The organism is Viridibacillus sp. FSL R5-0888, from assembly GCF_038009105.1.
GTDB classification, from domain to species: domain Bacteria; phylum Bacillota; class Bacilli; order Bacillales_A; family Planococcaceae; genus Viridibacillus; species Viridibacillus arenosi.
The window spans coordinates 3788652-3810467 of record NZ_JBBPAU010000001.1; the positions used below are offsets into that span (position 1 = coordinate 3788652).

11 protein-coding genes are annotated in these 21816 nt (G+C 35.8%); all 11 read right to left on the bottom strand.

Annotation, left to right across the window (positions count from 1 at the left end; all coding sequences use genetic code 11):
- Window positions 1–160: 160 nt before the first annotated feature.
- A complete protein-coding gene (locus MKY02_RS18835) occupies window positions 161–1714 on the bottom strand; it encodes an Ig-like domain-containing protein (RefSeq protein WP_340711609.1) in 1554 nt (517 codons plus the stop codon).
- A 68-nt stretch (window positions 1715–1782) separates the two neighbouring features.
- Window positions 1783–6342: a S8 family serine peptidase gene (locus tag MKY02_RS18840; RefSeq protein ID WP_340709320.1), complete on the bottom strand. Its 4560-nt coding sequence runs from the start codon at window positions 6340–6342 to the stop codon at window positions 1783–1785.
- A gap of 600 nt (window positions 6343–6942) precedes the next feature.
- The gene (locus MKY02_RS22100; RefSeq protein WP_445329616.1) at window positions 6943–7110 is read right to left on the bottom strand and encodes a JAB domain-containing protein; all 168 of its coding nucleotides are present in this window, start codon (window positions 7108–7110) and stop codon (window positions 6943–6945) included.
- 72 nt (window positions 7111–7182) lie between these two features.
- A complete protein-coding gene (locus tag MKY02_RS18845) occupies window positions 7183–8397 on the bottom strand; it encodes a hypothetical protein (protein ID WP_340711610.1) in 1215 nt (404 codons plus the stop codon).
- Window positions 8398–9271: 874 nt separating this feature from the next.
- Window positions 9272–10300, bottom strand: coding sequence for a hypothetical protein (locus MKY02_RS18850; RefSeq protein WP_340711611.1), 1029 nt, complete (start codon window positions 10298–10300; stop codon window positions 9272–9274).
- Window positions 10301–10563: 263 nt separating this feature from the next.
- Window positions 10564–11085 carry a hypothetical protein gene (locus tag MKY02_RS18855; RefSeq protein ID WP_340711612.1) on the bottom strand — a complete coding sequence of 174 codons (522 nt, stop codon included), beginning with the start codon at window positions 11083–11085 and terminating at the stop codon, window positions 10564–10566.
- A gap of 98 nt (window positions 11086–11183) precedes the next feature.
- Window positions 11184–14357: a flagellin hook IN motif-containing protein gene (locus MKY02_RS18860; protein WP_340711613.1), complete on the bottom strand. Its 3174-nt coding sequence runs from the start codon at window positions 14355–14357 to the stop codon at window positions 11184–11186.
- 604 nt (window positions 14358–14961) lie between these two features.
- On the bottom strand, window positions 14962–15786 hold the full coding sequence (locus tag MKY02_RS18865) for a hypothetical protein (protein ID WP_038179932.1): 825 nt from the start codon (window positions 15784–15786) through the stop codon (window positions 14962–14964).
- A gap of 536 nt (window positions 15787–16322) precedes the next feature.
- Window positions 16323–18884 (bottom strand): GW dipeptide domain-containing protein, encoded by a 2562-nt coding sequence (locus MKY02_RS18870; protein WP_340711614.1) that lies wholly within the window; start codon window positions 18882–18884, stop codon window positions 16323–16325.
- A 527-nt stretch (window positions 18885–19411) separates the two neighbouring features.
- A complete protein-coding gene (locus MKY02_RS18875; RefSeq protein WP_340711615.1) occupies window positions 19412–20965 on the bottom strand; it encodes a glycosyltransferase in 1554 nt (517 codons plus the stop codon).
- A gap of 31 nt (window positions 20966–20996) precedes the next feature.
- Window positions 20997–21803 carry a teichoic acids export ABC transporter ATP-binding subunit TagH gene (gene tagH, locus MKY02_RS18880; protein ID WP_038179937.1) on the bottom strand — a complete coding sequence of 269 codons (807 nt, stop codon included), beginning with the start codon at window positions 21801–21803 and terminating at the stop codon, window positions 20997–20999.
- Between the last annotated feature and the right edge of the window lie 13 nt (window positions 21804–21816).

Genomic DNA, 21816 nt, shown 5'->3' on the forward strand with positions numbered 1-21816 from the left:
TTGCCTTTATAGCTACGTATTTAAAAGGTACTGAATACTAAACAAAAACTCAATTATTTTTGATTATTGAGATTAAAGGATTTATCTTAGCAAATCTTCACTTAAGAATTCACTTCACATGATATTCCTCTTCATTTCAAATCACTATATTTCATTCTTCTTATTTTTTTACAGTAATCACTTTTGCTTTGCCTACATTACCTGACTTGTCTTTTGAATAAATTGATAACTTCGTATTCACTTTCTGTTTTTTAATAGCGACTGAGAAAGTACCTTTCTTTGATACTGTCGCTGATCCAATAATCTTATTGCCAGCTTTCACATAGACTTTTGAACCAGCTTCAGCTTTCCCAGTTACCTTAGTAGATGTTGTTCTCAATGAATTTACTGAAGGTGTTTTTGGTGCAGTCTTGTCTATTACTGTCATTTTCTGAGAGGCACTTGTATTTCCTACATCATCTGTTGCATTAAGTGTTAGGATAGTACCTGCTTTTTGAGAATTGATATTGATAGAAAATACACCGTTTTTATCCGAATAACCTGTACCGATATATTTCCCTCCAGCTTTGATAGTTACTTTCACTTCAGCTTCTGTCGTTCCTTTTACTTTACGGTCTTTGTCAGTGACTGTCTTGACAATTGGTTTCTTTGGGGGTGTTTTATCCTCGACTATAATCGTTGTTTCCGAGCTAACTTTATCAGAAGCGCTTGCCGTTACATAAAGAACTGTTCCTGCTTTAATCTTCACATTCAATGAAATAGCAAAAGTGCCATCGGCTTTAGTAACAGCTTGCGCAAAGAAATTATTTTTATCCGTTACTGTTACCTTTGTACCTGCATCCGCTGTACCTCTAATTTCCATACTTTCAGATGTTACTACATTGACTTCTGGGGCATGTGGAGTCACTGTTGGGTCAGGAACAGGTGTTGGATCCAACGGAATCGTCGGAACTGGATCTGGTTTTGGTGTTGGTACTACAGGTGGTGTTGGATTTGGATCTGGTTTTGGTGTTGGATCTGGTGTAGTTTTTGATGAAACCAGTTCAAAAGCATTTGTTTTTGCAGTAATACTTTTATCTGCCAGGCTAACTGAAGCTGTGTACATGCCTACTTTAGATTTTGAAGAGTCAAAACTAAAGCTATATGTCCCATCTTTAGTTGTTTTGACCGTACTCTCTGTATTTACTTTTACGCCTTCTCTTTCAATAATAATATCAACAGTCTCATTGCTGACAGGTTTATTATCAAGCGTCACTTTTCCAGTTAGTTGGACCTTATCGCCAATTTCATATTTAGATTTATTACTTTGCACACTTATGCTCTTTTTTGAAACTGGATTTGTATTTGTTAATTCAAAATTTGAATAAGCAGGCGTTGCATTCTTTGCAGTAATTTGAATCGTATAAGATCCACTCTCGTATTTCTTAGGAGATATAGTTTTAAATATGTTGCCGTTTCCATCCATTTCAGAATCTTTCCATTGGTAGGTTTCAACGACTGTACTCCCTTTCTTTACTTGCATAAGGGGAGCCGTACCCGTTCCTGCTTTTCCGTCCTTTAATACCACTCCCGATATATTTATCTTATCTCCCGAAGTATATTGTGAAGCATCAGTATTTACTGTAATCGTTACACTACTAGCTGCTAAGGCGGGAAAAACTGCATTTAAAAATAAGAAAGTAGCAATTAAGCTTGTGATTAGGCTTTTTTTCAAAACATTCACTCCCATATTCGTAGATAAGAAGTAGGGAGGCAGTTTCTGCCTCCCTATTATTCTTTTTTTTAGTTAACTGTAAATGATTCGAGGTTGCTTGAATCTGCTAGTGGAATTGGATTTTCATCGTTATCCCATACAAACACTTCTACTGTATATTTACCTTTATCAAATGATTCTAACGGGATATCTACTCCAAAACTATTTCTTGATTTGCTATTAATCTCTTTCGATTTCACTTCTTTAAAGTAAACAACTGCACCATCTTCATCTTTGACTTGGAAGGCTACTGTAGGATTCAACTTGTTTTTCCCCTGGTTTTTAATGTTTGTTTTGATGCTTACACTGCTTTCTGTTGTGAAGGATGTAGCCTTTTCACCGTTTGAATCACGTGTTGAAAGGGATTCAACATTTACAAAATAATTTGAAACGGTGAAATTAGTTTCTAGCTTTTCACTTTCAGCACTACCAGCTGCACCTATTAATAATTTGTAACTACCACTCTCAGCCAAAATATCCGGTGTAAATGTAGCTTCATATTTTTCGCCTTCAGCAGTATCTAAATCTATTACATTTCCTTTTGGATCAATTACTTTTGCCTCCCACGTAATTGATTCCGTAGCTTCTGCAACAATATTAGCTGGATTTTCAACTGTTACATCGCCACCGCCATTTGAAATCTCTACTGATTTTACAAATGGTGCATTTAGAGCTGCCCCTTTATAAATAGCTATCGTTTTCTTAGTCACATGACCCGCAAGATCTGAAACTTCGAAGACAATATCATTTCTACCTTCGTCTAATACTAACTGAACTTGTTGCTCGTGAGTTAGTGCTCTCATTTCATATGGCTCATTGAATTCATTTGTATATTCTTCACTGCCATTTACTAATAAGCGTAATTCATCAAAGTTATCTGTAACAGTTACTGTAACAATAGGATCTCCATCTTTTGTTGTTTCAGCAGGTTTTTCACTTTCAGTAGTATCATTAAGATCCTTACTTTCAGTTCCTTCATTAGTAATTTCACCTTCTGAAGCGGTAATAGGATCTTTACTTTCAGTTCCTTCATTCGGTTCTTTGCCATCATTAGGGTCTTTACTTTCTGGCTCTTCAGTAGAATCTTTACCACCAGTAGATACGAAATTATTAGCTGGTAGGTTACTTACAGAAAGACTAGGTGCCTGCGTATCAATAATTACTTGTCTTCTAAATTCAATTTTATTACCAACTTTATCGGCACCTGCAATGAAAATGTCATGCACACCATCTTCTGTGAATGTAATATGTGTTGCAAATTCATGTTTTTTTGTGACTTCATTGTATTTTAAAACTACATCTTGTTCTGTAGGGTTTAATTTATCGCCCTTGATTTTCAAATACTCTACTTGTGATGCATCTGTTACATAGCCAGTAAAAGGTACTTCGCGTGTATCATAAACGCCCAGGGCTTCCGGTGTGTCAGATACGATATAAGGAATTGTATTGTCTCCTGGGCTTGACGTCTCTTGTCCACTATTATTAAACGCATAATCATATGCAACAACCTTAACGTTATCTTTAACATCAAATTTCTGTAAGTCTAATTTAAACGCATTGCTTGTACCAGGATTTACCGAACCTAAGAGTTCATTATCTAAATAGATTTCAAGATATTGTAATCCACTTCCTTTATTATCAGTAGCATTGAATGAAAGGATGCCCGTTTTGTTACTGAAGGCAATGTTTGATACAACCGGTGCTGTGTTATCAACAATAACAGGGATTTTAGTTACTTGTTGTTCTTTACCTGCAAAATCAACTAGTGTTTTTACTTGATAATAATATGTTCCGTCTGCTGCTATTTTATTATTCAGTTTCCCATCCCATTTTGTATAAGATGGTTTATATGAATAAATAGAATTGTTGCTCTTCCCATTATGATAATTTTTGCGTTGCTCTTTATCAGTTCGAAGCTTGCGCAAAACTTTGCCGCTTGTATCGGTAATCGTATATTCCACTGTTTTACTGTTTCGCAAGAATGAAAGCACAGGCGCTACTGATTCATTTTCACCATCTCCATTTGGAGAAATAGCAATTAAATCTTTGCTGTATTTTTTAGTGAATGGATTGTATCCAAGATAACTCCCTTGATCATCTACTGTTCCTGAAACGTCATAATAAGAGCCTGTGTCATAAATCATTTGATCTAAAACTGGCGGCTTATTCCAATCTCCTTTAAAGCCTAGGTATGGAATTGATAAATCTGGAAAGACGACATCTTGTGATTCATTTGTAAGCGTTATAAACCCTTCAACAAAGTAGCCATTCTTTTGGATGCTTTCTAATTCTGTTTTTGCATTTGAAAGGTCTATTTCAACAGTAATATCTTTAGATTCCCCTGCAAATAAGGTAATCTTTGGCGTACCTATTTTTACTACTGCGCCTTTAATAACTTGTTCCTTCAAAGCATTTGTTGCTGAAGTTCCTGAACCTTGCGTTGCATCAGTTAAAACAGATGCGCCTACATTATAAGTTGCATCTTCTTTGCTGAAGTTGGTAGCTGTAACAGTCATTTTGAACTTGTCAGTACCGATTTCCTTCAACTCAACTTTACCTTCACTTGTACCCTTTGCTTCTACAAACACTGGCGTTGTGACTGCAGCATTCAATTGCATTAATCCTGCACCTTGAAGTCTTGGTGAGTAAGGAATATTGTCATTTGATGATTCCGTAACAATTTTCGCTGTATTCATAAGCAATGTTTTTGCGCGTTTCACTTTTTCTACACCTTTTAAACCTGGGAATAATTCTTGAACTTTTTCCAAGACAAGTGCTGCACCACCTGATACATGCGGGGCTGCCATTGATGTCCCACTCATGACACCATACTTATCATCATTAAAAGTAGAATAGATTTGTCCGCCTGGAGCAGTAATCTCTGGTTTCATTTCAAGACTCGGAGTGACACCCCAAGAACTAGTAGCTGCCATTTGCCCCTTAGAACCATTAACAACCGTAGTCATTTTTCCATTAAAGTTTACTTTTCCTGTGCCGCCTGCTGCTTTGATTTTTGTTTCTAAAGTGGTACCATCTGCTACACTTAAAGAAACAAGTGGAATTGTTGGGCTATTTAGTGCCATGTTTACGTAATCGCCATGTGCTGCAGTTCCTCTAATAATGACACCTACTGCACCTGCTTTTTCAGCTTGAGCTTGAATTTCTCCATAGTTTGGATTCGCTGCTGTTCTGACTGCGAATACTACTTTCCCTTTTACTTCTTTACCTTTATATTGTGCTGCACTTCCATCGCCAACATAGACAACATCTTTTTCAGGCGATTTTCCAAATACTTCTAGAGGTATTGGGGACGCCTGCGTTTTATAAGCGATTGGCAACGTTTCTTCCCCTATTTTCAATGTCATTTGATCTAATGTGATTTTATCATTCTCAATGGAAGCTACTGATATTGAATTGGCGGTAAGCCCAGGAGCACCGACTAAACCAATATCAGGATTTGAAGCTAACGGATTTTCCCCGTAATTATAGCTAAACTGACTAGAGTTACCAGCCGAAATAGACATTAATACTCCATTTTCAACAGCTCTTTCTACGGCTTTTTGCTCTAAACTATTTGAATCAACAAAGCCTGCCGTTGAGCCTAAACTCATATTCAGTACATCTGCACCAAGTATAATTCCATCATCAATTGCTTTAATATAAATATCCCCAAAAGTCGATGGCATTGCTTGGTCATTACCAAACACTTTGAGTGCTAGTAATTGAGCTTGTGGAGCTACACCTTTTAGTCCGTTACCTGTTTCGTCACCATTTGCTCCTACTGTGCCTGCTACGTGCATTCCATGCATTGTAGCGTCAGGGCCAAGATCACGAATTTCTTTGTTTTTATCAGCGTAGTTGTAACCATAAGGAACCTTCAAAGAGTAATATTCACCAGGAAGATTATTATTTTTTACAAAATCAGCTACTTTTCCTGATGTCAATTTATGTTTGGCATCTTCTTTTAAAACCATATCATCATGGGTATTATCAATTCCTGTATCAATGATTCCTACAACCATGCCTTTTCCATCATAACCAGCATTCCATGTTTGAATGGCTTCCACCATGTCTTTACTAGATAGCATTGTAGGTTTTACAGTTGGTCTTTCGTACTCATTAACAATGCTCACCGATTCAACATTCGGCAATTTTTCAAGATCCTCTATTTGACCAAATTCTATTTCTCCACTGACTCCATTGACAACAGTAGTGAAGGTATTTTCCACATCAAAATCAATCTTTTTTGTTTCCACATCTGTCATGAATTCTGATTGTTCATCTTTCACAGTGTTTTGTAATTCTGTTTTCTTTTCTTTTGCTAAATCTTTATATCTTATACCTCTTTTAGTAGAGTAAGAGATGGCTGGGGCTCCTTCCAACTCAACTATTACCCTAACAGTGTCACTATCCTTATACTCATTCGTGGCTTCTTTAATTTTTTTGTTCGATTTTTCAATCTTCACAAGTTTGTCGAGATCACTTGTTTCAGCTTTTGCAAAAGATGTGCTAAACGCAGCATTTGAAACAGTTAATAAAGAAACTAAACCAATAATCGCACTCTTTCTCAGTTTTTGAATTTTCTTCACTCGTTTCTCCCCTTTTTCAATTAGTGAAATAATAAACCCCCGCTCCTCTCTACTTAGAATAAAACCTAGTAAATTAAACTATTTTACTAGGTATCCAAAATGTATCATTCGAAATTTAGCTAGTAAATAGCGAAGCTTGTAGTATTTTGAATATTCTAAAATATATTTTAATGCATTAAAATATCTCTTTTTTATTTATTTTCTGTTTAAATTCATATAGTTAAGTAATGTTTTAGATTGAATACTTTAAAAGGAAAATATCAGAAAGTTATCACAGAAAATATACAACTATTAGAGGGTTTTCTCCCATCATCGCTGTTTTTCAACATTATAATTAGTTCTGTATTATTCGACATGACTATTGTTTCTTAATAACTATTTGATTGACTTAGACACTTCCTCTTTTTGATTTCTGTTACATAGATAGCTACTATTACCGCATGTCATCTATAGTTGTAATTAGTGGCCATTATCTACATGGTTTGTGAGATACATCACGCTTTTCTTTCATAGTTCCTTTCTCAAATATAAAAAGCCTTTACTCCTGTTAGAAGGAATAAAGGCTCTTAATTTATTGGTATAAGATGAACTATTTGAAGGTTAGGTTATTAAAGTTGATCTTTTTAGTAATTCTATATCCTCTGGTGACGGATTGACATGTCCAGAGGGATGATTATGATATATATTTGAAATCTCACTTATTACGGCAAACAAAAAACCCCTTACCCTCCGAAGAGACCAGGGGATAATTTGTTTCAATTGTTTCAACTAACATGAAATTCATGATTGGTTGGTTGGCACTGATTGATAATTATAATTATTCGAGAATAACTGTACTATCTATTCAAAGAAATCGGCTTTATTTACACCATCAATAATAATGTTCCCTGTACTTGATGTTGAGGTGATTTTAAATTGTGCTGCACTTACTTTTTCAGCTTGAGCTTTTACTCCAGTGTTCATTAAACGATTATTTATATGATTCACCAGATCATCGATTGTCACAAAATTGGATGTTAGTTGAATATTTGCCGTAGTTGTGCCGTCACTAATTGTAAATGTTCGATTTTTTGAGGTATCCGTATCTGTTCCTAGCCCAGAGGATTGCTCAAAGAAGTACGACCAATCTGCACCTTCTAATGTAAATGATGAAGCGGAACCCGGTTGGAATGCGCTAATTTGGAACGTATCTTCAAATCCAAAGGCAGCAATTGGACGATTCAATATACCATTTTCTCCGTCTTTTTTATAATAGAAATCTTGAATGTGACTCTCTACAACACTGCCCATTGATACTCCTTTAGAAAAATCTGTCGAAAGTGCCCATGAAACATAAATTGGTATACGATCTGATCCAATGACAATAGTAAAGTCTTTTCTATTACCAGTAAAATCACTTAATGTAACAGGTTTACTAACGAGTTTTGCTTGAGTTCCTTTTACAGTTGAATAGTCAAAATTCGTGATCATTTTACTTGTGATAGCCATTGGAACTACAGTTACGGTGAATGTACCTGCTTTAATTACTTGTCCATCTTTTTTCACTTGAACAGTAATTGTAATTGGCCCCCCCAACGCAACACCTGTTACTATAGCGGTTCCACTAGAGTCATTAGATACAGTAGCTGCAACTTTCGTTGAATCACTAGATGTGAGGACGAGCGTTTCATCATTTTCAAGGTTGATATGATTACTTCTATCAACCCCAGCGCTAGTTACTGTTACATTTAGCAATCCTGTTAATGCTGTCACTTTACTATTTTCAAAGGCAACTACCGCTAAATCTAATGCAGCTTTTGCATCAGCTAATTGTTGGTTTGTTTTGTTTGCAGAATTTGTTACAACTAATTCTGCCACATCAATGGCTTCTTTTAATGTCGCTTTTGAGCCTTTTACATTTTGACCGATTTCTACTCCTTCTTCCGTATTCTTGTAAAGATTTGTTGCTTCTGTAATGGCTGTAGTTAGTGCAGTTGTATCTCCTGCTTTAATGATTTTGCCCTCAAAATTTGTTAAGGCACTATCTAATTCTGTGGTCGCTACATCTAATTGCACTTGAGTTTTATTAGCTCTGTCATCATAGACACTTTGAGCTATCGTTATAGCTGTAACTAAAGTATCTTTATCTACTTGGGCTACCTGACCTACTTCTATTCCTACAGTCGTTCCTTTTAAAACTGCAGTTGCCCTACTTATTTTTTCATTCAGAGCAGTTGTATTTGTACTATTCTCGTCTTATACCACATTTATCGTAGCTTTCGAATCGAGCCTTCACCATGCAGGCGGCTTTCACCGCACATGGCGATCTATCAATGGTCATTTTCATTCATGAAAAATATAGATGTGATTGAAAACTACCATAGACTGGGTTCCTTCGCTCCTACATGTTTTATCCTCCTCATATGTTGCCATACAAGTACTAGTGGCATGTGATCGACACTACTATGAACCCGCAGCCATTCTCTTTGCTTCGTCGATGCTGATTCACCTCTTCAAAGAGAACTTCAAACGTTCCGTTATTTCCATCCCTGATTTTGACAGCCTTAGGTTTCCACTATTCAGGTGTGAGAATGGTTAGTTTAACAGTCAATTATGCTAACCACCAATACATCATTTCTTATATAAGGATGAATATCGAACTCCTAGCATTTCGCGCTATTCACTACCTCACCCTGCCTACATGGATTCGTCCGCCTAACCATAGCTGTCTTTTAAAGAGCCCCGCCTCAATTCTTCGAGTACGACTTCACCTGACTTAACCCCTTTTGCGTATCAGCGCATCACTGGATCCAGGAGGATTAGGCACTTGCATAAAAGACTGTTTCGCAAGGATAGGGATTTCACCTATCAATTAGAAAGTAACAGTTAGAAATAATCAATCATTCCCACTTTTTTCACTAGTTTATTAGCTTATAAAGTAACGTTTCGTTTAATTTTTTTGAGGAGTCGTATATTTTGTAATTGTACCAATAGTAATCGAACCATTTGCATTTACTGCCACTTCAATTGTTGCTTTCTTATCATCAGTTGCAATTGTGATGATTGAAGTCCCAACTGAAATAGATGTCATGGCAATTTTACCATCTGTAATTTTTACTGTTGCTACTTTTTCATTACTTGAAGAAACTGAAGTTCCTACCAATCCTAATTTATCTACATTATTAGCAATGTCACTATTTATCGTAGATGTAAATGTTATTTCTCCAGTACCACCTGAAGATGATCCACCACCTGTAGAACCAGAACCTGGTGTAGTATCAATACCATTAGTAACTGTGATTGTTTTTCCATTTGGTAATGTAATAGTACCGTTTGCAATGCTAGCATCTTTGTACCATTTACCATCTACTTGGACAACGCCTTCATTTAACTTGCTTCCATTATAAAGTTGGCCTTTAAATACAATTAGGTCTGTGTTTAATAATCCATCGATGTAAAGATTATTTGAAGTTGACTGAATGCCTGTAAACACTTTACCCGCTTCATAATATTTTCCTCCATATGTGCCAGTCCCCTTTTTACCACGCTTATAGTAAACACCGGCTTTTAGACCTGTAAATACTTTACCTTTTGAATAGTACATTCCTTTGTAAATACCCGTTGCTTTTGCTCCTGCTTTGAAGTAGATGTTATTCTTCACGCCAGTATACACTTTACCATTTGAATAGTATTTTCCTTTGTATGTACCTGTCGCTTTTTTACCGCTTTTGTAGAAAACACCGGCTTTTAGGCCCGTTAGAGTTTTACCATCTTTATAAACTTTACCTTTTAATGTTTTTGTACCCTTTACTACTTTACCGGTTAGTTTTGAGATTAACCTTCCTTTTGAAACTTTGTAGTTTGAAGAACTTGCTGCCTCCACACTATTAATAGGTACTGCAATGGTACTTGTTAATAAAACTGCCCCTAACGCTACTGACGTTAACGCTTTAACCTGCTTTAAATTGTTTTTCTGCATTATCCCACCCTTTCAAACATTTTATAGGATTAACTACTCATTAAAATTCCAAATAGTTTTACCATTCTCAATTATCTAACAATTAACCCATTTAATCTATACAATAATCTGTAATTCAAAAAATTTTGTTATTCGTATACTCAACTATTAACGTCCTAACTGCGTGAGTTTTACTTATTCATTATTTTTAGATAGACAAATGATAAAATGAAAAAACCTAACCTCCAATGAGATTAGGTTCATTCAATAAGCGCACACTTCAATCAATCTTTGTAACGTTGAATTAATTGATATTTGATTTTTCCATTTTCCGTTTCAAGCACTTTTCCGTAACCTTCAACGAAATAGTCGTAATGTTTGGCACTTGCTTTGCCAATTTGTACTTTGATTGCATTCGGAAATGTTTTATAAGGTGTTTTCGCATTTGCTTTAGTAGATACAATTTTACGTGTTTCTTTTTCATCATAGCTATTTATAGTTGTCCATTGTTTGTTTTTCTTTACAGGTAGGGCTAACAATTTACTTTTAGTCGTTTGCCATTCATAATATCCGGTTGCCGTCTGCTTTTCATAAGAAAAGCTACCTCCCATTGCAGAAGATATCATCCACATTGTTCCTTCTTTTGTGTTTTCAGCATACTCATACCTATAATTAGATTCCTTTACAGACGTATTCATGTCTAGATCTAGATAATAGCCATACGAATATTTCGCGTTATGTATGTAACTCGTTTTAGCACTTGCCTCCGTTGTGCATATGCAAATCTCACTTATTACAGCAAACAAAAACCCCTAACCTCCGAAGAGATTAGGGATTAATTTGTATCAGTCGCTCAAACTAACATAAAATTAATGATTGTTTGGGTGACTATTGTGCCGATATATTATTTCACTACAACTTTAGCAGCTGCTTGTGAACCTGTACCAGCTGTACGTTGAGTTAAGTTGATTGTAGTATTAGTTGTACCATCAACATCAACAGAGAATGTAGTATCTTTGTTATTAATTAATGATGCTAAAGAAGCTATATCTGTAGCTAATGTACCAGTTACATTGAAAGTATTATTTACAGCAGTACCACCACTAGTTACTGCTTTATAAGTAACACCGTTAACAGTAAACTCTTTACCAGCTGTAATAGTAGGTAATGCAGACAAGTCTACTTTGTAAACCGCTGGTGTTGCAGCTTTAGCTACTGCACTTGATTCTTCTTGTACAGCGAATAATGAAGTAGTATCAGAAAGAATATTAATCATTTTAGTTAAGTCAGTAGATGTTAATACAATACGATCATTAACTACTGTTGCATTAATTTTTAGTGCTGTAGCTGCATTATTAATTTTATCTGCTATTGCTCCTGCATTATCAGTACCATTAATCGCAATTACTACTTCACCTGTTGTACCAGTTACATCATTTAATTTAAGGCTACCAGTACTATAGTTTGTTTTTGAAACTTCTTTTGATTCTACTTTAGCATATTTTTCAGCTGTTGCAGCTACATATGCTGTTTTTACAGTAGCATCATAAGTATTAACACCTGCTTCTGCTGGAGTAGTAGGTAAAGTACTTAATGCTGCGCCTGAACCAGGAGTTACGATGTAGAATTGTTTAGTATCTCCTAATTTTTTATAAGTAACATTTCCATCGACTTTAACCGTATTTAAGAAAGTAGTTTCATCGATTGGTTTGTTAGTTTGATCGAAGAAGTCAGCACCATCATAGCTGAATTTTTCTGTTTCAGTTGCATTTTTCAAGTAAATTACTTTATCATTTGGTGCAAATGCTGCTACTGAAGTTCCAGTGAATAATGTTACTGCTGCTTTTCCAGTAACAGTTACTGTTGCACTAGCGTTAGGTAAGCTAACTTGTGAAGCAGAAGCTTGTACGCCGATTGTTGAAGCAGTAGAAGAAGATACATTAATTACAGCTACACCTTTAGCAGCGTTAACTTTAATTGATTTTGTAGTACCTTGTTTAACAGTTTCAATAGTATTACCTGCTGCATTTGTTACAGTAACATCACCAAATTGAGCAACAACTTCGAATGTTACTTCATAGTAACCATTACCAGCATAGTAAGGGAATCCATTTTGATCTAATGATTGATAAGTGAATGTAGCTGGAGTACCAGCAGCAACACTTGTTACTTCTTTTTTAGTTACAGAATTTGTGATTTTAAGATCCGAATTATTGATTACTGCATTTACAAAGTAAGTTGTTTCACCAACAGTTTGTAAATCAGAAGCGTCTAATTTACCATTTGTAGCACCATTATCTAAGTAAATAGTCGGTGTAGCATAAGCATCTTTATTACCTGTTAAAGTAAATGAAGCTTTACCATCTTTTTCAACTGTAATTTCATAAGACCCGCCAATTGTAGCTAATTTACCATCAATATTTACTGTACGATCAGAGCTTAGGCTACCGCTAGCAAAAGTAACATATGCTTTTGTACCAGCAGGAGCTAATTTACCTTCTTTATCAGTTACTGTTACAGTGTACTCACGTCCACCGTTACCAGTACCATTCGAATTGATAGCTGCTGCATTTTGAACTCCTTCAGCTTTAACAGCTAAACCAAGAGTGTGGCTAAGATCAAATTTAACAGTTGGCGCTTTAGCTTGTAATTCAGTTGGATCTAATTTACCAGCATTTGCTGCATCTACGAAAACAATTGGAGTAGCAGAAGCATTAGCACCTGTAAGAGTGAATGTACCTGCATTATTAGCATCTAATTTCACTCGTACTTCTTTAAATCCGCCAGTTGTAACTTGGTAAGGGTAGTCTGTACCAGCAATACCTGTATCAGTTACATTTATGCCACGAACTAATTTTTCTGGAGTTACATTTACGTTTTCAGCAAAAGCAACGTTTACATATTTATATTCAGATGAAGTTCCTTTGTTAGCTACTGAGTAGTTTTGAGCATTAACTTTGTAAACTTTTTTAGCACCGTTAGCTAATGTAGCACCTGTAGTTACTTCTGAAACAGTTAAACGTTCAGTATTACCCCAGTAAACGATTGCTGCAGTAGATTTTACTGATGCATTACCAGTTGGGTATGCTTCAACAACATCTTCAGTACCTGCTACATATTGTGTGTAAGAGTATGAAGCTACACCGTTTGCATCAGTGAATGCTTCAGCAACGATTTTCTTACCGAAGTTACCTACTGAAGTATCTGCAGAATTAGTAATGCTGAATGTTACAGCGATACCTTCTTTAGATTGTCCAGCTGGAACTTCAACTTGTGATTTAACAGTTACTTGTTTACCAATTACGCCTTGTACTGAAGGAGTTAGGTTAGTAATAGCTGTTGGTAATACGTTAGATACACCTTTGAATGTACGTGATTTCACACCATCAAGAGCTACAGTATATGTTTTACCGCCAGTTTGAGCAGCTGTTGTTAATACGATAACTTTATCGTCAGATTGTTTAATTGCAGCGTTAGTAACTTCTAAGCCATCGATAACGAAACGTCCAGCTGAGATATCGTTAGCTTTTTGAGCTTCTGCGAATGTTACTTCAACAGTTGTGTTGTTAATAGCTTTAGCTGCATCAACTACAGTTTTAACTACAACACCGTTTTTGTATAGTTTTTCTACGCCTTTGTAAGTTTGGATTCCGTTAGCGTATTTACCTTTGATAAATAGTTTACCAGAGTTTTTACCAAGACCTGTTAGTAATTTACCATCTTGGTACCATTTTTTAGAAGAACCGCTTCCTACCCAGCCACTACCTTTTTTACCAGCTTTGTAGTATACGTTTTTGTAAAGGCCAGTGCCTTTTTTACCTGATTTGTAATAAGTATTTTTGTAAAGACCAGTGAATTTCTTACCGTTCTTGTAAAGAACACCTTTGTAAGATTTGTAACCTTTCACCGCTTTACCTGATTTTGCAGATACCAATTTACCTTTAGATACTTTTACAGTTGCTGCTTTTGCGAAAGCTGTATCAGCAGCACCAGATACTGCGAATGATCCTGTTAATACTGCTGCACCGATTGCTAGTGATGCGACAGGTTTTACAAATTTTAGATTGAATTTACCCATTTTTAAAAAATCCTCCCTTATTGGATATGATTAGCATTTCGCTGTTTTTGTTTTTCATCAGCTAATCATGCTTAAGCCTAATTATCGTTTATAAATAGGAGAATTTCCACCCTTTTTTCTTCCATAGTTTTGTAGTTATTCGTTACTTTAATACTATAATGCTATGTTTATCAAAATTATTAGTAAAATTGAGAGATTTTAGCAATTTATTACAAAACCTATGGGATTATTACGATAACTACTGTAAAGTTAGTAATATAATACCAATTGAGGTATATTTTTAACAAAATACATAAAATTATACCACAACCTATACTGCTAGTTACTTTTTTGTAACATAAGACACATACTCAAATAGAAGATGTCTGCCCTACTCTTCTTCTTTAACGATCTGCTTGCTACTATTTACATCGAGTTTCTTCCTATTATATAGCAATATTTTCACTATTTAATTGCATAATTGAAAGCGCTATCATTTTATTGTTAGTGATTTATATGATTCTACTTTTAATAGCATACCTATTCTTCCATTACAAATATTACAGCCTGCATGTTAAATGTTACAGGCTGTAATATTTCTTCTACTCCACTAGTGACGTCTTTTCTACTTAGTAGTATTCACTTTAATCGTATAAGGTGCTTTATCATAATCAGATGAGGTTCCGAAATATACTCCACTTGATACATTGACATAGTAGGTGCCTTTATCTACGGTTACCGTACCTGTGTGTGTTAATGTATTATTTAATGTTTTCATCTTAAGCTGTTTGATTGTTTGCTTCTTGCTGTTTTGTAGTGCAATTTTAAATGGCGCTTTTAATTGTTTCTTTACTGTAATTTGGAGCTTCGTTTTTTTAGGCACTGTGATTTTGTAATAATCTTTCATATCATACATCTTAATATCTGCTTTATATGTGCTACCAAGCTTAATCGGTGTCGCAGTTTTTATCGTGTTGTTATTTTCCTTTTCGTAGTTGGATGCTGCTTTGAAGGATACTTTGAATTTGACCTTCTCAACATTCCCTTCTGTGAAGGCGAATACATAGTAAGTTCCCTTTTTTACACCGACTGAATCGGTCATGATTGATTTGTTGTAATAGGCTTCTTTTGAACTGATAGCATAACTAATAATTGGTGAATTCACTTTCGGATCAAGTATGCCAACGTTTTCTAAGCTGTTCATAAGGAATAACGTGAATTCCTTGTTTTTGGGGGACTCGATTTGAAGCTTTGCAACCCCATCCTTTGGTATTTTCACTTGATACATATTCCCTGCTTCTTTGTTTTCATCCATGAGCAATGTTTTTGATAGCGTTTTGTTTAGTGGAATGGTTTCATAAACTTCCTCAGCATGACTTATGGTGCTGTTTAGACATACGGATATCATGACCATCACCGCCATCATTACTATGTACTTCATCATTTTCATTTCTTTCATCTCCAATCTATTTTGTTCCTTATTAGTATACTAGGAAATTGGGTTTAAACCAATATTATCCATATATTTAGTTTTGTGATGGGGGTGGATTGTTGCGCTATCTGTGAGGTTTGTTGCGCGAAGTCTGAGGATTGTTGCACTAGCTTGGATGTTTGTTGCGTTAAGTCCATTGTTTGTTGCGCTAACTTGATTGTTTGTTATTTAGCAGAACATTCACATCCTATTAGATGATAATTTTTAGCTTTTTTGAGCAACATGTATAGTTGGAATCTATTTTAGCCGCTTTTTTAGTATTAGGAAGTTTGAATTCGCTCGATAGGATATTGAGATTGTTACGCTAGCTTCCAGTGTTTTTGCGTGATTTACTTGAATTGTAGTACTCACTCAAATAATTGTTATTTAGAGTAAATTCGCGTCCTTTGCGCTATTTGGTGTATTGTGTGGAGTTTTGGCGGGAGAGGTCTAGTTGATAATATTTTTCTCTTTAGACAAAAAAAGACCCCCTGCGTTTGCAGGGGGCACTCTTATTAGAATGTTGTTAATAGGCTGCCACTGATCCATAGTTTTTTGCCTGATTTAGTGGCGTATACTTGGTACCATGTGTCTTTTCCTACTTTTTCTTTTTTCTTGTTACCGAAAATAGTGTAGACGTGTTTTAGTGGTGCGTTGTTAGGTACTACTTCTTTGATCGTATCGCTTGTAGTCGCTCCTGCACTTGAGCGTAGGTTCGATTCGTCTTTTGTGAATGATAGGTTATCTAGTGTAATTTCGTCCGTGCGTACCCAGCCTTGTGTGCCATTGTAAGCAATACGTAACCAGCGTGTGTTTTTGCCACTCGTGTTTTTAAAGTCACGTACATCTGTATGGTACGCCTTTAATGTAATTACTTTTTCTTTGCCGTAAGTGCCAATCTTTTTCGAATACGCATATGGCATATAATAGATATTCAAGTTACTCGCTGAAACTGTTGCTGTTACATCAGTTGGTAATTTTACGAATTGAGCTGGTTGTGCTTTAGACTCTGGCAGAATATGATCGTATTCTTTTGGTGCTGTCATAACTTTTGTGCTCGCTGTTTTACCGCTGTAGTCTGATGAGCTATAGGCTTTCATCTGTGCCATTAGGTTGGCAATTTTACGACTCCACTCTTTGTCTGTCGCATATTTTACATTCATACCTAATAATGTCGGACCGTTGTAATAAGCACCTGTAGTAGTTAGGTAATCACGATAGATTTTAAATGCATAGGCATTCAAGCCATCTTTTCCTGTTGGGAAGTATTTCGCACATGTGAAAGCACATGTGTCATATGCTTGGAAGCCAAAATAGTTGTTTTTATACTGTGAAATGGCTGAACTGCCCCAACCTGTTTCTAAAATTGCATGAGCTAGCATGAACTGTGCGTTAATACCTGCTTCATTTTGAACTTCTAAGAATGATGGTACTAACTTATATAGTACATTGTCTGTTGTTTTTCCTTTACTAATAAGGAATGAGCGCATTTGTGTCGCTGTTAGGTCTGTCGATTTTCTTAAGTTAAGTGCAATATATGGATTTGTTTCTACGTAAGCTGAATTGATCCATACTGTTTTGCTTGATAATGTACCTTGATACCAAATACTTGAGCCGACTTTTTCTGTGCGAGTAACTTTGAACGTTTTCGCTCGGTATTTGCTTAAGTCGTAGACGATGTTATTTGTTGTACCGTATGGGATGTTATAAGCACTGCTTGTCCCTGCAATGTAAGTTGTAAATTTAGTTGTGTCTACAAGTGAATTGGTGTAAGTAGTTACATCACTTGCTTCTACCCATCCGACTACGGTTGTTGATGTTCCATTTGTGCGGCTAATTTGGTAGTAATCTTCATCTTCGTATAAAGCTTCTTTTTTAATATAAAAGGTTTCGTTAGTGTATGTGCTATTTGCTAAGATGTAGTCTTCTAGTTTTGTGATATCTTTGTAGATTTTCACTGTTTTACTAGAAAGGCGACCAAGGTAGCTAACGTCAGTTTCTTCTGGTTCTGCTGCCACTTCCACATATGCCTTTGTATATTTTGATGAAATCCAAATTGTTTTTGTACCGATTTTACCTTTGTACCAATCGGTGTTACCAATTCTTTCTGTTTTTGTTACGACAAATTTTGCGTTTTTATATTTTGTAAGGGTTTTGATGGCAACATCATTTGTGCCTCCCCAAATTTTCGTATAGGCTGAGCCGGTTCCTGTTAACGAAAGGGTTTTAGATTTTGTGCTGATGGCTTTATGGTTATAGGCTTTCGCATCTGTTGATTTGATCCAGCCGATGACTCCTGATGTTGCACTTTCTTTAGTGCTTAGTAGGTAGTATTTGCTCCCTTTATATGTAGCTTTCTTTTTAACATATAAAACAGTGTTGATATTGCTAGTTCCTGCTTTTGTATATGTTGATTTTGTGATATCTTTGAAAATTTTAGCTGAACTGCTATTAACTTTAGCTACGAAACTAACGCTCGTTTCTACAGGCTTTTCTGTTGGGACTGCTGAAGTATCAGCAGTTGGCTTTGTTGATAGATGGCTGTTGTGAATCCATACTGTTTTGCCATTAAGCTTACCTTGGTACCATTTGCTTGTTGATGTAATTGTTGTTGTAGCTGAGAATTTAACGTTTTTGTATGATTTTAATGATGTATAGATAGCATCTGTACTTCCCCACGGACTAACATATCCTCTACCAGAGCCTTTTAGATAGAATGTTTGGGCTTTTGTCGAAGTTAGGCTGTAGTTTCGGATTTTAAGGTCTGTAGATTTTACCCAGCCTAATTGTGTTTTTTTCGTATCTCCGAATTTGTAGATGGCATAGTATGTCACTCCACCTGTTGTGGCTTTTTTATTGCTCATCATTACTTGCTTTGTTTGAGCTGTTGTTGCGACTTTACTTGTAGACTTTGCGTCTGGTTGTTGATAGATTTTCGCTTTTGTAGATTTAATGACTGTGATCTTGCTAATTGCTGTTGTTTTGTAACTTGCCGCAGCTTGGGTGCCGTTAGCTCCAATGATGAAAATCGCTAGTAGTAATGTACAGATGATTGTCCATGCGTGTTTTTTTATCATTTTCTACTTCCTTTCTTTTTCACTTTAATAGGTTCATATACGCGTCAGAAATGTTGGTTACTGATGGCTATTTGAGCTTTTTTATATTGCTTCGACAAAGTAGGTGGTCATTAGATATTGGCAATAATATAGCTTGTGTTTGCGTACGAAGGTTAAATTGATGCAGAACTATAGACTTTTGCCTTATAAAAATGAGATTACTAGATTACACACATTCCATTATATAGTAAATTATATTAAAATTGTGTTGTAATACTTAAATTAGTTCTTTATTATCACATCTTATGACTTATGTAATTGTCGATATATTTTAAAAAAGCAGAGAATTTGTAATATAATGCATCATTTTATCTGATGTGTATATCGACCTATCACTATTCTCGTTAAGTATAGCTTATTAATAGTAGAGTTTGTCGTTACGATTATGTTACAAAATTGAGGAGTGGTATTTGATGTTCACTGTTTTTTATTATTTTGGGGGTTAATAAGGTTTTGAGACGTAAAAAAAGAGCTGCCCTAGGCAACTCTTAGATTTCTTGAGTATATAGATTGTGATTTTCGTTTACGACGTCTTGTAGTAATTTTGACCACTTTTCATAGTAACGCTCTGGTGTGTAATCTTTTATCACAGTGTTACGTGCTTCGTTCCCCATCTTCACTACTAAATCATGATTATTTAATAGATGAATGATTTTCTCCGCTAGTTGTTCACTGTCACCATTCGGGACAAGATAGCCATTTACACCATCTTCAATTACTTGAGATGGACCATAGTTAATGTCATAGCTAATTACTGGTGTGTTATTTGCTAGTGATTCAAGCATCGCTAGGCTGAAACCTTCGTATGCTGAAGTAACGAGCGAAACAGATGATGCCGCAAGTACTTCATGTACTTTGTTGGTGTAACCTTTAAGCTCGACACTATTTTCTAGCTTAAGCTCTTGAATCAGCTTATTCAGCGACTCTTCTTCATTGCCATTACCGTAAATGTCCAACTTCGCTTCCGGTACTTGTTCTACAACTAGTGAGAAGGCTTTGATCGCTTCGTCTAAACGTTTTTCTGGACTATAACGGGCAATCATCGACACAAGCTTCAGATTCTTTTCGATGTTAAAATCATTTACTTCTACACAGTTTGGGATGACATGGATATTACCACGGTTACCAATTTCTTTGTGTAGATCAAGTCGTTGTTGTTCTGTTAGCACTACGACCGGATACCCCTTTGGAATGACATCGAGTTTCGCTTGATACACTGTTCTATATGGGCTACCCAATTCGTATGGTGCAGCGAAATGATTTGAGTGTAACATATAAATTTTGTAGACAAGTTCATCGTCAATTGATGTCACTCGTGTAGTTGGTGCAGAACCATCACAAATGATGACAGGCTTAACTACTTCTACACGACATATTTCATTTAGCCAAAAATCATGGAATTCTTTGCTCGACGGGAAGTATTCGACCTTATCATAATCTGGACTGAATAAGTATACTTTTTGAAGCTTACCACTCTTGTTGTTATACCAAAGTGATAAGAAGCAAAAACCATCTTCCGTATAGAAACGCTCTTGGTTCTTTTTGTTGTTACTTGGATGATAAAGAACTTCCCGCTGAAGGAAACCAGTGTGGTGGAATTCTTCACGGCGTGTACGTACTCGGTTGTCGTCGAAGTAATCTATAAAGTTAATCGTGCCATCTTCATGCCACTTTTTATACTTTATATAAGTACCATTTTGGAAGTACCGAGCGAATTCACCACCATCTTCTACCCAGTAGCCTTCTTCGAATTTCTTTATTTGTTGCTCGAATTTAGCTTGAGCTGCAGATGATATCGTATTTTTTGTAAATTTTCTTCTATAGTAATCATAGACGTTTGTTATTTTTGCGCTTTTTGGAAGTTGCCCTGATAGCTTCAGTTCTTTTTCAATGATGTCATAGTTAAATTTGAAATCCATTGTTAGGAGTTCAATATCGTATTCATCATTAGCAAAAAGGCTGGCGCGCTTGAGCATAACTTTGTTGATGCCGCCTTTTTCGATGTCCATATCCCATGCTGTCATGAAGATTTTTCTTTTCATTAGGGGTTCACATCCTTTCTAGTGCAGTTATTTATTTCTTCTTTTTGGATCCATATTTTCGACGATCTGCAAGTTTCTTTTGGAAAGCTTTTTGATCTTCATATGAAAGTTTGTTGTATTGTTTGATGAAATCATTGTAGTTTTTCATAACGACATTTGTCGGGCCAAATTCTCTAAGTTGACCGCCTTCAATCCAAGCTATTTTGTTACAGAAGCTCGTTACTTGTCTTAAGTTATGGCTGACGAAGAAGATCGTTTTACCGCGTTTTTTGTATTCATTCATCTTGGCTAGTGATTTGTCTGCAAAGGTTTGATCCCCTACAGATAACGCTTCATCGATGACAATAATATCAGGGTCTGCTGTAACACTGATGGCGAAGCCTAGTTTAGACTTCATACCACTAGAGTATTTCTTTACAGGCTGATAGATGAAATCGCCTAGTTCTGAGAATTCGACAATTTGCGGTGTCACTTCATCAATCTTTTCTTTGCTATAGCCCATTAATAGACATTTAAATTCGATATTTTCGATACCTGTTAGTTGGTTGTTTAAACCTGCATTTATGGCGATAACATTGACCTCACCCTTGGCAATTATTTCACCTGAAGAGGGAGGAATAATTCCGCCAATGATGTTGCTAAGGGTAGATTTACCAGAGCCATTTATACCTACTAGCCCAACTACATCTCCTTCTTCAACGGCAAATGATATGCCATCGATAGCATTGAAGTCAGAGCCCATTTTACCAGGGAAAAGTAGATCGCCTATTTGTTCTTTTTTTGATCTATACATACGATATTTTTTAGTTACATTTTTTATAATGACTGATTCTGTCATGTTTTATGTCCTC

What these genes read in the sequence shown, in the direction of transcription:
- MKY02_RS18850 (WP_340711611.1), bottom strand. Translation starts at nt 10,300, where the DNA reads ATGCAGAAAAACAATTTAAAGCAGGTTAAAGCGTTAACGTCAGTAGCG.
- MKY02_RS18860 (WP_340711613.1), bottom strand. Translation starts at nt 14,357, where the DNA reads ATGGGTAAATTCAATCTAAAATTTGTAAAACCTGTCGCATCACTAGCA.
- MKY02_RS18865 (WP_038179932.1), bottom strand. Translation starts at nt 15,786, where the DNA reads ATGAAAATGATGAAGTACATAGTAATGATGGCGGTGATGGTCATGATA.
- MKY02_RS18870 (WP_340711614.1), bottom strand. Translation starts at nt 18,884, where the DNA reads ATGATAAAAAAACACGCATGGACAATCATCTGTACATTACTACTAGCG.
- MKY02_RS18875 (WP_340711615.1), bottom strand. Translation starts at nt 20,965, where the DNA reads ATGAAAAGAAAAATCTTCATGACAGCATGGGATATGGACATCGAAAAA.
- tagH (WP_038179937.1), bottom strand. Translation starts at nt 21,803, where the DNA reads ATGACAGAATCAGTCATTATAAAAAATGTAACTAAAAAATATCGTATG.